Below are 13,159 nucleotides of genomic sequence, written 5' to 3' on the forward strand. Positions count from 1 at the left end.
GGGTGTTCTCCGGTTGGGGCGCGAATGCGCGGTGGCCCGCGACCCCGGGTGGGGTGCGGCGGGCGCGGTTACTGGGCCGCCGTGGGGGCGGCGTCGATGAGGGTCACCCGCTCGATGACGATGTGCTCGGCGGGGACGTTCTGGTGGAAGCCGAGGTTGCGTACCCGGCTCTTGCCGATGCGCTGCACGACGTCGAAACCGGCGGTGACCTTGCCGAACACCGCGTAGCCCCAGCCATCCGGCGAGGGGTAGTCGAGGCCGGCGTTGTCCACCAGGTTGATGAAGAACTGTGCGGTGGCCGAATGTGGAGCCTGGGTGCGCGCCATGGCGATGGTGCCGGCACGGTTCCGGAGGCCGTTGCGGGCCTCGTTCTCCACCGGCGCGCGGGTGGTCTTCTGCTGCATGCCGGCGTCGAAGCCGCCGCCCTGGATCATGAAGCCGTCGATGACGCGGTGGAACACCGTGCCTTCGTAGTGGCCGCTGCGCACGTACTCAAGGAAGTTGGCCACCGATTTGGGGGCCTTCTCGGCGTCCAGTTCGATGGTGATGGTCCCGGCGCTGGTGTGCATCTCGACCACCGGATTGGCGGCGCTGGCGGTGCCGAAGGTGAGACTGAGGGCGAGGAGGGCGAGGAGTTTCTTCATCGGTTCTGCCTGAGGTTGGAGGACAGGGTTCAGCCACGGCCTTCGTAGACGATCATCCAGCGGCCGTTCTCGTGCGTCCAGTACTGGCGCTTGCGCATGCGGTCGGAGAGGCCGTCGGAGCGGTAGTCCTGCTCGAAAGTGACCTCGACGAGGGTGCTTTCCGAGGGGTTGCGGAACATGCTGACGTTGCGCACTTCGACCTTGATCCACTCGCGGGCATTGGCGACGCGGCGCTTTTGCTGCACCCAGCCAGCGTAATCCTGGCGGTCGCTGCGGAACTCGGTGGAGTAGTGCGAGAGGTAGCGCTCGACATCGAGGCTCTCCCAGTCGCGGCGCCAGTTCTCGATGGCTTCGTTGAGGGCGCTGCGCTCGGCCTGCCAGTCGTCGAGCGACAGCCACTCGATGTCGTTGCTGATGATCACCGGGGTGAGGCCGGGCTGCACGTAGCTCGACAGGCTGGTGAAGTCCTGATTGGCGAGTACCACGCACCCCTCCGAGGAGCGTGGCGGGCGGGCATAGGTGTCGCTGGGCGAGCCGTGCAGCCAGATGCCGTAACCGGTGCGGCCCTGGCGGCGGTCCCAGGCGTTGGGGTAGTTGAGCGGGAAGGCGCCGCTGCCGTAGAGGTCGGGCAGGCGTGCGGCCTCGATGTGCGAGGTGACGTGGTAGACCCCCAGCGGAGTCTTGTTGTCACCCTCGAACTGCTTGCCGGCGCCGGCCTTGCCCTGGCTGACGTAGTAGTCGGCGACGAAGCGCGGTTTGCCGCCTTCGTTTCGGTATACGTAGAGGCGTGCGCGGCGGGTGTCGACCACGACTGCATGCTCCTGGTCGGGGGCCATCTGCAGCAGGTAGCGCGGCACGTAATTCTCCACGCTGGGGCGGTCGCGATAGGCCTGCAGGCGGGCGATGGCTTCCTCGCGCAGGTCCTGCAACTGCTCGGCGGTGCCGTTGGCGTTGCCGAAGGTGGCCAAGGGGCGCGCGCGGGCGAGCAGCAGGTCGCCGCGGATGAGGTGGGCGAGGCGGAAGTTGGGGTAAGCGCCGAGCAGGGTCTCGGTGCGCGCCAGCGCGGCGTCGAGGCGATTGGCCTCGATGTCGCCGAAAATCTGTTGCAGCGCTGCTTCCGGCCCGCCGTCGGAGATGCGCAGGTGATCGTCGGCAGCATAGGTGGCGGTGCCCAGCGCCAGGGTCGCTCCCAGGGCACAGGCGCGCAGCACGGCTGCGGCACGGGAAGTTGTCAGGGCAGGGCGGCGCAGGCCGTGGTCAGGCATACGGATCATCCTCCGACACGTTCGCTGACAATGCGCCAGTGCTGGCCACGGCGCACCAGTTCGAGGGTCTTGGTGGTGTTGGAATTGAAATTGGCGGAGCGGTAGCGCTGCAGGAAGCGCACCGTGGCGCGCTCCCCTTCGATGCTGACGCGCGGGTTGTCGACGCCGACGCTGATCTCGCCGCGCTTGCCGAGGCGTTCCCTGCGTTCGTTTTCCCAGACCGTCCGGCTGCGCCCGCGCGGGGTCTGGAAATCCCTGTCGTAGTAGGCCAGATAGGCCTTCACGTCCTTTGCCGACCAGGCTTCGGCCCAACTCATTACGGCGTCCAGGGCGGCGGCTTCGAGTGCGCTGGTGTCGGCGCTCGCCGGGGGCTGGGGGGGCGCCGGGGTTGGCGTTGCGGCGGGTACAGGGGCTGCCTGGGCGGGAGCGCTCTGCGCGGGGGCGCTGACCGGTGCTTGCGCTTGTGCTGTTGCTGCCGGTACTGCCGGTGCTGCTGGGGAAGCGGGAGGCTGTGCAGCGGCGGGTGGCGTCGGGCGCGGCGCTTGCGCTGCTGCCGCGGGGGCTGCGGGCGCAGTGGCGGCGCTGGCCGGCGGTGGCATTGCGGCCGCACTCGTCGTGCTGGCGGCCGGCGGTCGGGCAGCCGGCGCAGCCGCCGGCGCGGGGCGGGCGGCAGGCGTGCTCACCGGTGCCGCACTGGCAACCACCAGCGGTGCGCTGGGGGCCGGGCCGAGCTCGCGGATCAGCGCCAGCGGTGGCTGGGTAGTGGCGGCGCGGCGCGGCGCGGCGCGGCCGTTGTCGAGGGCCAGCGCACGTTCGTAGGCCTCATTGGCGAGCTGGGCATAGAGGTCGCCGAGATTGCTGTGTGCGGTGGCGTAGCTCGGGTGGGTGCGGATAGCGCGTTCGAGGGCATCGCGGGCCTTGTCGTAGTCGCGCTGGCCGGCGTACAGCACGGCGAGGTTGTTGTACGGCTCGGGGAGGTTCGGGTAGTCCTCGGTGAGCTTGCGGAACACCGCAATGGCGTCGTTCGGGCGCTTCAGTTCGGCGAGTGCGACACCTTGCAGGAAGCGCGCTTCGGCATTGCGCGGATTGGCGGCGACGAAACGCTCGACGCTGCTCAGCGCGCGGGCGGCCTGCCCTTGCTGCAGCAGGCTGCGGACGTCGCGCAGGGGGTCGGCGGCATGGATGGCCGGAGTGCTCAGGGCGAGTGCCAGGGCAAGTGCGCCCAAGGCGACAGAGGGACGGATTTTCATGTACGATAATGCGTTGATTTTCGAGGGATGTCCCTGCAGTTCAGCAGGCGATTCTACCAAACATCCCGGCTTTTCCCACAATCGGGTGGCGCGCGGGCGCCACGCGGCGTTTTCCCGGGCGGGTGCTTTTCGAGCCCGCTTTTTTGCGCTTTGTTCCCCGGGCGTGCCCAGGCGTCGTTAGAAGGACAGATTCGGACCTTTTTTCATGCTCAACATCCACAATACCCTCAGCCGCAGCAAGGAAGTCTTCACCCCCATCGAACCCGGCAAGGTCCGCATGTACGTGTGCGGGATGACGGTGTACGACTACTGCCACCTTGGGCATGCGCGGGTGATGGTGGTGTTCGACATGGTGGCGCGCTGGCTGCGTGCGAGCGGCTACGAGGTGATCTATGTGCGCAACATCACCGATATCGACGACAAGATCATCCGGCGTGCGGGTGAGAACGGCGAGAGCATCCGCAGCCTCACCGACCGCTTCATCGCTGCCATGCACGAGGACGCCGATGCCCTCGGCGTGCTGCGTCCCGACCACGAGCCGCGTGCCACCGAATACGTCGCGCAGATGCAGCAGATCATCGACAAGCTGCAGGCCAATGGCCTGGCCTACGTCGCCGCCAACCGCGACGTGTGCTATTCGGTGCGCAAGTTCAAGGGCTATGGCCGCCTCTCCGGCAAGTCGCTGGACGAGCTGCGCGCCGGCGAGCGCGTCGATGTCGCCGCCGACAAGCAGGATCCGCTCGACTTCGTGCTGTGGAAGCATGCGCGCGAGGACGAGCCCGACGAGGTGAAGTGGGATTCGCCCTGGGGTTGCGGCCGTCCGGGCTGGCACATCGAATGCTCGGCGATGAGTTCGCAGTTGCTCGGCGACCATTTCGACATCCACGGCGGCGGCCAGGATCTGCAGTTCCCTCATCACGAGAACGAGATCGCCCAGTCGGAGGGTGCGCACGGTCATGCCTTCGTCAATTACTGGATGCACAACGGCTTCGTGCGTGTCGACGACGAGAAGATGTCGAAATCGCTGGGCAACTTCTTCACCATCCGCGACGTGCTCAAGCAGTACGACCCCGAGGTGGTGCGCTTCTTCATCCTGCGCGCGCATTACCGCAGCCCGCTGAACTACTCCGACGCCCACCTGGAGGATGCGCGCAGCGCCCTGACGCGGCTGTATACCGCCCTGAAGAACGTGCCGCCGGCAGCCGGCGGCGTGCCCGACTGGGAGGAGCCGCATGCGCAGCGCTTCCGTGCGGCGATGAATGACGACTTCAATACCGCCGAGGCGGTGGCGGTGCTCTTCGAACTGGCCAACGAGGTCAACCGCGGTGCCGATGCGGGCTTGTCCGCCCAGTTGCAGGCGCTGGCCGCTGTGCTCGGCCTGCTCGGCCGTGAGCCGCAGGCCTTCCTGCAGGGCGGCAGCGCTGCGGCGGACGGCGACCTTGCAGGGATAGAGGCGCAGATTGCGGCGCGCATCGCGGCCAAGAAGGCGAAGAACTACGCCGAGGCCGACCGCATCCGTGCCGACCTGCTGGCCCGTGGCATCGTGCTGGAGGATTCCGCCCATGGTACGACCTGGCGGCGCGCCTGAGGGGCGTTCCGCGGGCAGCGAAGTGGGGCTGCCCGCAGTGCCGCGGCCTCAGCGGTTGAAGTTGCCGCGGCTGATGACGCTGAGGTCGACGAAATCAAGGGCGATGTGCTGGCGCGGACCGAAGCCCAGGCGCAGGCCGCCGACATCCCAGTTGCCCATGCCCTGCAGCGCGCTGGTGAATTTCTCGCGGCTGAGGTCGCGCCCGGCGCGACGCAATCCCTCGGTGAAGGTCTTGGCGGCGATGTAGCCCTCCAGCGCGGTGTAGGAGAAGGGCTGCTGGCTACGTTCGGCGAGACGACGGTACTCGCGCACCACTGCGTGGTCGATGCGGAAGGGTGATGGCACCACCTGGGCGATCACCAGCCCGTGGGCGTCCTCGCCGAGTTCGCGGATCAACTGGCGGCTGCTGATCACCGACAGGCCGTAGAGCATCGGCCGCGCGTTGGTGGCGAGCAGGGCGCGCATGAAGGCCGGCGAACTGTTGCCGGCGGTCACCATGATCACTGCTGCCGGGTTGGCGGCGACGATGCGCGCCGCGGTGTCGGCGGCGTCGGCGCCGCCGGAGGCGATCGGTGCCACCACTGCGGGGGTGAGCTGGCGGCGTGCAAGCGCCTGCATGGCGACGTCGAGACCGGCACGGCCGAAGGGGTCGGCATGGTGGACGATGGCGATCGAGCGCACCCCGAGGGTGGTGAGGTGCTCGATCATCGCCTCGATCTCCTGACCGTAGGACGCGCGCAGGTGGAAAACGTAAGGGTTGAGCGGTTCGCGCAGCATGTCGGCGCCGGTGTACGGCGCGAAGAAGGGTACGCGGGCGCGCGTGGCAATGGGGATGGCCTGCTGGCTGGGGCCGGTACCGAAGCAGCCGAAAAGGGCGAAGACCTGCTGCTCTTCGATCAGCCGGGTGACGTTGACGGCACTTTTCTGCGGATCGTATTCATCGTCCACGGTGAGCAGCGAGACCTGGCGCCCATGCACGCCACCGCGGGCATTGAGGTCGTCGAAGAACAGGGTCGCGCCGGAGAGGTATTCGCGGTTCAGCTCCGACAGCGGACCGCTGAGGGCGCCGGAGTGGCCGAGCAGGATGGTGTCGTTGCTGATGCCCTGCTGGGCCAGCGAGAGGGGGGCGAAAGCGCTCAGGGTGGCGGCCAGGGCGGCGCTGGCCAGGTTGCGCAACAGGCTCATGCGGTCTCCGGGGTGTGGATCGTCGAGGGTGGAGCGCTGCGGCAGCACGAACGCGCTGACACGGTGCCGGCACCTCGCCGGACCCTTCCCCGTGGATGGCGCGGCCTGCAGGCCGTCTGCTGTTCTCCTCCGGTGGCGAGTATAACCACAAGCAGGCGCCGGCGGCATCATTGCGATGCCGCCAGGATGAGCGGCGCTTCAGCGTGATGCGGGTTCCCGAGCAGTCACGCAGCTTTTGGCGGTGCCGAAAGCTGCGCTCTCTCAGGGGGTGAAGAAATCCCGCACCTTGTCCATCCATGACTTGGCCTTGGGGTTGTGACGATGGACGTCGCCGCGCGACAGCTCCTCGAACTCGCGCAGCAGGTCGCGCTGGCGCTCGGTGAGGTCGACCGGGGTTTCCACCAGTACATGGCACATGAGATCGCCGTGGGAGTGGCTGCGCACGTTCTTGATGCCCTTGCCGCGCAGGCGGAAGACCTTCCCGGTCTGGGTCTCGGGCGGAATCTTCAGGCGCGCCATGCCGTCCAGCGTGGGGATCTCGATCTCGCCACCGAGTGCTGCAGTGGTGAAACTGATCGGCATCTCGCAGTGCAGGTCGTCGTGGTCGCGCTCGAACACCGGATGCTTGCGGATGTGGATCTCGACGTAGAGGTCGCCCGGGGGGCCGCCATTGACGCCCGGCTCGCCGTGGCCGGCGTGGCGCAGGCGCATGCCCTCGTCGATGCCGGCAGGGATCTTGACCTCCAGGGTCTTCTGTTTCTTGACGCGGCCGGCGCCGTGACAGCTCGGGCAGGGGTCGGGAATGATGCGGCCGCTGCCGTGGCACTTCGGGCAGGTCTGCTGGATGGAGAAGAAGCCCTGCTGGATGCGCACCTGGCCGGCACCGCCGCAGGTCGGGCAGGTCTTGGCCTGGGTGCCGGGCTTGGCGCCGCTGCCGTGGCAGGTGTCGCACTCCTCCACGGTGGGGATGCGGATGGTCTTCTCGGCGCCGCGCGCGGCTTCTTCGAGCGAGATCTCGAGGTTGTAGCGCAGGTCGGCGCCGCGGTAGACGTTGGAGCGTCCGCCGCCGCGGCCGCCGCCGAAGATGTCGCCGAAGATGTCGGAGAAGGCATCGGAGAAGCCGTCGAAGCCCTGCGCGCCGCCACCGCCGCCGCCCATGGACGGATCGACGCCGGCGTGGCCGTAGCGGTCGTAGGCGGCCTTCTTCTGGGCGTCGGAGAGGACTTCGTAGGCTTCCTTGGCCTCCTTGAACTTCTCCTCGGCGTCCTTGTTGTCCGGATTGCGGTCCGGGTGGAACTTCATGGCCAGCTTGCGGTAGGCCTTCTTGATCTCGTCGTCGCCGGCGTCGCGGTTGACGCCCAGCACTTCGTAGTAGTCGCGTTTTGCCATGGTGACTCGCTCAGGCTGAATTCATGCAAAGGCCGAGCCCTCGCCGGAGGAGTGCTCCAGCGCGGGCTCGGCCAGCGGCGTGTGGCCCGGCGGGCGCTTACTTGCCGTCCTTGACCTCGGTGAATTCGGCATCCACCACGTCGGCATCGGCAGCCTTCCCGGTGCCTTCGCCGGCACCCGCGGACTGGGTGTCGCCAGCGTTCTGGGCGTACATCTTCTCGCCCAGCTTCTGGCTGGCCTGCGCCAGCGCCGCGCTCTTGGCCTCGATGGCGGCCTTGTCGTTGCTCTTCAGCGCTTCCTCGGCTTCCTTGATGGCGGTTTCGATCGCTGCCTTTTCGCCGTCGTCGAGCTTGTCGCCATGCTCGGCCACTGCCTTCTTCACCGAGTGGATCAGGGCGTCGCACTGGTTGCGCGCGTCGACCAGTTCGTGGGCCTTCTTGTCCTCTTCGGCGTGCGCGGCGGCGTCCTGCACCATGCGCTCGACTTCCTCGTCGGAGAGGCCGGAGTTGGCCTGGATCTTGATCTTGTTCTCCTTGCCGGTGGCCTTGTCCTTGGCCGACACGTGCAGGATGCCGTTGGCGTCGATGTCGAAGGTGACCTCGATCTGCGGCATGCCGCGCGGCGCCGGCGGGATGTCGGTGAGGTTGAACTGGCCGAGGCTCTTGTTGCCACCGGCCATCTCGCGCTCACCCTGCAGCACGTGGATGGTCACGGCCGACTGGTTGTCGTCGGCGGTGGAGAACACCTGGCTGGCCTTGGTCGGGATGGTGGTGTTCTTCTGGATCAGCTTGGTCATCACGCCGCCCAGGGTCTCGATGCCCAGCGACAGCGGGGTGACGTCGAGCAGCAGCACGTCCTTGACCTCGCCCTGCAGCACGCCGCCCTGGATGGAGGCGCCCACGGCGACGGCCTCATCCGGGTTCACGTCGCGGCGGGGATCCTTGCCGAAGAACTCCTTGACCTTGTCGATGACCTTGGGCATGCGGGTCTGGCCGCCGACCAGGATGACGTCGTCGATGTCGGAGACCTTGAGGCCGGCATCCTTCAGTGCGATGCGGCAGGGCTCGATGGAGCGCTCGATGAGGTCTTCCACCAGCGCTTCGAACTTGGCGCGGGTGATCTTCACCGCGAGGTGCTTCGGGCCGCTGGCGTCGGCGGTGATGTAGGGCAGGTTGACCTCGGTCTGGGTGCCGGAGGAGAGCTCGATCTTGGCCTTCTCGGCCGCTTCCTTGAGGCGTTGCAGGGCCAGCACATCGTTCTTCAGATCGACGCCCTGTTCCTTCTTGAACTCGGTGACGATGTAATCGATGATGCGCTGGTCGAAGTCCTCGCCGCCGAGGAAGGTGTCGCCGTTGGTGGCCAGCACTTCGAACTGGTGCTCGCCGTCGATGTCGGCGATCTCGATGATGGAGATGTCGAAGGTGCCGCCGCCGAGGTCATACACCGCAATCTTGGAGTCGCCCGGCTTCTTGTCCATGCCGAAGGCGAGCGCCGCCGCGGTCGGTTCGTTGATGATGCGCTTGACTTCCAGTCCGGCGATGCGGCCGGCGTCCTTGGTGGCCTGGCGCTGGCTGTCGTTGAAGTAGGCCGGCACGGTGATCACCGCCTCGGTGACTTCCTCGCCCAGGTAGTCCTCGGCGGTCTTCTTCATCTTGCGCAGCACTTCGGCGGAGACCTGCGGCGGGGCGATCTTCTTGCCGCGCACCTCCACCCAGGCGTCGCCGTTGTCGGCCTTGGCGATGGTGTAGGGCATCAGGTCGATGTCCTTCTGTACTTCCTTCTCTTCGAAGCGACGGCCGATCAGGCGCTTGATCGCATACAGCGTGTTCTTGGCGTTGGTCACTGCCTGGCGCTTGGCCGGCGCGCCGCAGAGGATTTCGCCGTCCTCTGCGTAGGCCACCACCGACGGGGTGGTGCGCGCGCCTTCGGAGTTTTCGATGACCTTCGGCTTGCCGCCTTCCATTACGGAGACGCAGCTGTTGGTGGTGCCGAGGTCGATGCCGATGATCTTGCCCATGTTGAGTCCTTTGCTGTCCTTGAATTTTTCCGGGGCGGGCCGCCTGATGCGGCCCGGGTCTGAATCGAATATGGGGTGGGGTGGGGCGCTTTCAAGCGCCCGGGTGCCGAACTTACTGGTCCTTGGCCCTGGCAACCATCACCATCGCCGGGCGCAGCACGCGCTCGTGCAGCAGGTAGCCCTTCTGCAGGACGTTGATCACCGTGTTCGGCTCTGCATCGGACTCCAGCGTACCGATGGCCTGGTGCCTGTTGGGGTCGAACTTCTGTCCGAGCGGATGCTCTTCCGCCACGCTCGCGCTTTCGAAAGCGGAAACCAGTTGCTTGAGGGTCAGCTCGACACCTTCGCGCAGGCTTTCCAGGGTCTGGTTCTCGGTGGCCAGGGCAGCTTCAAGACTGTCCTTCACCGGCAGCATGGCGTTGGCAAACTTCTCTGCGGCAAACTTGGATGCCTTGGCGATGTCTTCCTGCGCGCGGCGGCGCATGTTCTCGGTTTCGGCCTTGGCGCGCAGCCAGGCGTCGTGGTGTTCGGCGGCCTTCAGTTCGGCCTGACGCAGACTTTCCTCCAGACCGGGCAGCGTGTCGGTATGGCCCGTGGCTTCGCCGCCGGCGGCGTTCTGCGGTTCGTCGGCGATGGTGCCGGCTTCCGGCAGCTTGTCTTGTTCCTGCATCGTGATGGACTCCCTCTACGGTCGATGGCCACGCACATGGGGGCGCGCGCAGGCATTTCAAGGGCGCGACGCAACTTTTTGCGTGAAAGGTGAATTTCACGCAGACGTGGCACGAAGCCGCCGGCTCGTGCCAGAATTGCTCAACGGGCTTCACTTGGCATTGCAGGCATGGGCGACATCCCGCAGAAAATCGGCAAGTACCGCATCATCCGCGAGATCGGTCGGGGTGCCACCGCGGTCGTCTACCTGGCGGAGAACCCGCATTATCCGGAGCCGGTAGCGCTCAAGCACGTGCGCTTTTCCGACCGCGCCAAGGATGAGGCGAAGTGGAACCGCCGCCTGATGAAACTGCTGAAGGCGGAGAAGTCCGTCGCCGCGCGCCTCGACCACCCCAACATCATCCGCATCTTCGACGCCGTCATCGAGCCCACCGAGGCCTATGTGGTGATGGAGTACTTCCCCGGCTACACGCTGGAGCGCTACTGCAGCTTCGAGAACCTGCTGCCCGTGCATCGCACCATCGGCATCATCTTCAAATGCTGCATGGCGCTCGATCACGCCTTCCGCCAGGGCATCGTGCATCGTGACATCAAGCCCGCCAACATCCTCGTCGACGACCACGACAACGTGAAGATCACCGACTTCGGCCTGGCGCTGAACGTGGACAAGAAGATCGAGACCGATTCGACCTTCATCATGGGGGTGGGCTCGCCGGCCTACATGAGTCCGGAGCAGATCAAGAACTATCCGCTCAACCAGAAGACCGACCTCTATTCGCTCGGCGTGGTGCTCTTCCACATGCTCAGCGGCCGTCTGCCCTTCCGTGCCGGCAACCCCGCGCAGCTGATCTACAAGATCATCAACGTCGATACGCCCTCGGTCTCCCAGCTCAACCCCGACGTCCCCGAGCAGATGGATGCGGTGATCCGCAAGGCACTGGAGAAGGATCTCTACTCGCGCTACAAGAACGGCGCCGAGTTCGCCAAGGATCTTTCCGCGGTGCGCTACAAGATCCTCGACGACAAGTACGTGGCGCCTGACACCACGCGCTTCTCGATGCTGCGCAAGCTCACCCTGTTCACCGAGTTCGACGACATCGAGATCTGGGAGGTGCTGCGCATCAGCTCATGGCGCAAGGTCGATGAGTTCACCACCCTGATGCACGAGGGCGACGCCGACCAGCGCTTCGGCATCGTCCTCGATGGTGAGGTCGAGCTCTCCGCCGGTGGCCGCAAGCTGATCACCCTGGGGGCGGGGGAAGTCTTCGGTGAGACGGCATGGATGGACAGCGGCGAGCACCGCCATCGCCTCAGCGTGGTGTCGACCACGCCGCTGACCTATCTGGAAATCAATCCTTCGGCGCTGGCTCTGGCCACCGACGAGGTCCGTGACGGTTTTCGCGAGCTGCTGGCCACCGTGCTGGTGCGCCGCCTTGCCGCCTTCGCCAAGGTCGCCGGTGCGGGCGCAGAGCCGGCCACGCGGGGCAACTACACCGCCACTGGCGGTCTCGATCTGCAACTGGTGGATAACTGAAGGCGCGCGCGCCGCAGGCGAACCTTGCGGGGCAGGGGGCTTCAGACGCTCAGGTCGACCTGGCTGAGGGTGCCGGCGCTGCCGTCCTCGCGCAGGTAGATGCCGCTTGAGCGCATCACTCCAAGGGTTTCGTTGGCGCTGCTGCGCACCTCGAAGGGCGTTGCCACACGGCCCAGGTAGAGTGCGCCGATGCCCGCTTCGCGCAGCGTCTGCATGACCCCCGTGCCCTCTGCCGCCGGGCGCCAGACGTAGAGCTTGTCGAAGGCCTGGTCGCCCTCGTCGATCCAGCCGTTGCCATCGCTGTCGAGCGCGGCGAGCTCGGCGAAGCCGTCGCCGCTGAGGGCGCCGAAGAGCTCGCGGCCGTCGTCGATGCGGCCGTTGGCATTGCGGTCGAAGGCCAGGAAGCCCTGGCCGCCACCGAGCATCGGCAGGCTGTCGAGTTGGCCGTCGGCATCGATGTCAAAGCTGAAGCGCAGGTCGGACAGCGCTGCGGCGGGGCCGCCGAAATCGAATACCAGGGGGTCCTTCAGTTGCACCGCATCGCCGGCGCGGAAGCTGAACTGTGTCGATTCGCTGTAGCTGCGCTGCATGCTGAAGGCGATCTCGAAGTCGATCTCGCGGCCGTCCGCGGTACGCACCTTGCCGCTGGCAGCAAAGCTCACCGCTTCATATTCGCTGTAGCTGGACTGGTAGTCGTAGGCCATGCCGAAGCCGGCACGCGATACCGGGCTGTCCACCGGTGTCGCGCTGCTCGCCGCGGCGCGGTTGTGCACCAGCTCCGAGGCATCGAAGATCTTGATGCGCCGCCCGGTGAGGAACTCGATCATCGACTTGAGCATGCGCAGGCGCGGATCGCTGCCTGCCGCATCCTCGCCGCTGCTCGCCTGGGTCTTGCCGGTTTCCGCCTGCTGGGCGGCGACGGCCTGCTCGGAGAGGCTCACCCGCGTCGCTGCGGCGGGGGCCCCCAGTGCGACCGGGCGCGCTTCGTCCGGCCGCCTGTCGCCGACCCACAACTGCAGCCGTTCGCTGGATTCGAACCGCTTCACCAGAGTGTGGCTGGCCTGCATGTCGATCTGTGTCGCGGCGATTTTCATGGCCGTCTCCGTGCCCGCTTTGTCCCACTGGTATTAACGGAGCGGCAGCGGAGAACTTTAGCGTGAAGCTCCGGCCTGGCCAGTGACGCAGCGGCTGGGGGCTGTCCTGGGCTGACGATGACTACACCAGCCATTCCTGCAGAGGCGCCCGGCGTGGCTGGCGGGAGGAATGGTTGAATCTGTTTGCCATTTTCTTGCTATGCATTATGATTTTGCGTATTCCACTTGCCCCTCCCGCCGCCCATGCATTCCCTGTTTACCGCTTCCAGTCGCCTCTACGAACTGGAACTGTCGGCGCCGCAGGCCACCGTGCTGGTCGAAGCGTGGTGGGGGGTGGAAGCCCTTGACGAGGGCATGGAACTGGTCGTCGACGTCCTCTCGCCGGACGCCTTCATTTCCCTCAAGTCCTTTCTCGGCGCCCGCGCCGTGCTGTGGACCGCGCAGGCCGACGGCCAGCGCAGCCGGCGCAGCGCCCTGGTGCGCGAAGCCTGGCGCCTGGACGCCGACGGCGGCTTCGCGCGCTA

11 protein-coding genes are annotated in these 13,159 nt (G+C 66.5%); 3 read left to right on the top strand and 8 right to left on the bottom strand.

The annotated features are described in order from the left end of the window. Nucleotides 1-68: 68 nt before the first annotated feature. Genes C8261_RS05470 through C8261_RS05480 form a run of 3 tightly spaced genes read right to left on the bottom strand, consistent with a single transcriptional unit; the run spans nt 69 to nt 3,159 of the window. The gene (locus C8261_RS05470; protein ID WP_107492648.1) at nt 69-644 is read right to left on the bottom strand and encodes a peptidylprolyl isomerase; all 576 of its coding nucleotides are present in this window, start codon (nt 642-644) and stop codon (nt 69-71) included. A gap of 29 nt (nt 645-673) precedes the next feature. Further along, nucleotides 674-1,918, bottom strand: a complete 1,245-nt coding sequence (locus C8261_RS05475; protein WP_235864843.1) for a L,D-transpeptidase family protein — start codon at nt 1,916-1,918, stop codon at nt 674-676. Next, nucleotides 1,915-3,159: a YybH family protein gene (locus C8261_RS05480; RefSeq protein WP_107492650.1), complete on the bottom strand. Its 1,245-nt coding sequence runs from the start codon at nt 3,157-3,159 to the stop codon at nt 1,915-1,917. Before C8261_RS05480 ends, C8261_RS05475 begins: the two co-directional genes overlap by 4 nt. Before the next feature lie 205 nt (nt 3,160-3,364). On the opposite strand from C8261_RS05480, the gene cysS reads away from it, so the two are divergent. After that, nucleotides 3,365-4,747, top strand: a complete 1,383-nt coding sequence (gene cysS, locus C8261_RS05485; RefSeq protein ID WP_107492651.1) for a cysteine--tRNA ligase — start codon at nt 3,365-3,367, stop codon at nt 4,745-4,747. 48 nt (nt 4,748-4,795) lie between these two features. Here cysS and C8261_RS05490 read toward each other — a convergent pair whose 3' ends face one another. The 4 genes from C8261_RS05490 to grpE all read right to left on the bottom strand — a co-directional run bounded on the left by C8261_RS05490 (nt 4,796) and on the right by grpE (nt 10,008). After that, nucleotides 4,796-5,932, bottom strand: coding sequence for an ABC transporter substrate-binding protein (locus C8261_RS05490; protein WP_181358850.1), 1,137 nt, complete (start codon nt 5,930-5,932; stop codon nt 4,796-4,798). Between the two features lie 261 nt (nt 5,933-6,193). After that, nucleotides 6,194-7,321 (bottom strand): molecular chaperone DnaJ, encoded by a 1,128-nt coding sequence (dnaJ, locus tag C8261_RS05495; RefSeq protein WP_107492653.1) that lies wholly within the window; start codon nt 7,319-7,321, stop codon nt 6,194-6,196. Nucleotides 7,322-7,418: 97 nt separating this feature from the next. Continuing rightward, entirely contained in the window at nt 7,419-9,338 is a 1,920-nt protein-coding gene (gene dnaK, locus C8261_RS05500) for a molecular chaperone DnaK (protein ID WP_107492654.1), read from the bottom strand. A 112-nt stretch (nt 9,339-9,450) separates the two neighbouring features. Next, nucleotides 9,451-10,008, bottom strand: coding sequence for a nucleotide exchange factor GrpE (gene grpE, locus C8261_RS05505; protein ID WP_107492655.1), 558 nt, complete (start codon nt 10,006-10,008; stop codon nt 9,451-9,453). Nucleotides 10,009-10,176: 168 nt separating this feature from the next. Between grpE and C8261_RS05510 the strand changes: the two genes are divergently transcribed. Further along, nucleotides 10,177-11,541, top strand: a complete 1,365-nt coding sequence (locus tag C8261_RS05510; protein WP_107492656.1) for a serine/threonine-protein kinase — start codon at nt 10,177-10,179, stop codon at nt 11,539-11,541. A 41-nt stretch (nt 11,542-11,582) separates the two neighbouring features. Here C8261_RS05510 and C8261_RS05515 read toward each other — a convergent pair whose 3' ends face one another. Then, nucleotides 11,583-12,635: a hypothetical protein gene (locus C8261_RS05515; RefSeq protein ID WP_107492657.1), complete on the bottom strand. Its 1,053-nt coding sequence runs from the start codon at nt 12,633-12,635 to the stop codon at nt 11,583-11,585. A gap of 243 nt (nt 12,636-12,878) precedes the next feature. Between C8261_RS05515 and C8261_RS05520 the strand changes: the two genes are divergently transcribed. After that, on the top strand, nt 12,879-13,159 hold a 281-nt coding region (locus C8261_RS05520; RefSeq protein WP_146161647.1), incomplete at its 3' end, for a hypothetical protein.

The sequence above is a fragment of the Pseudothauera lacus genome (genome assembly GCF_003034845.1).
Classification (GTDB): Bacteria; Pseudomonadota; Gammaproteobacteria; order Burkholderiales; family Rhodocyclaceae; genus Pseudothauera; species Pseudothauera lacus.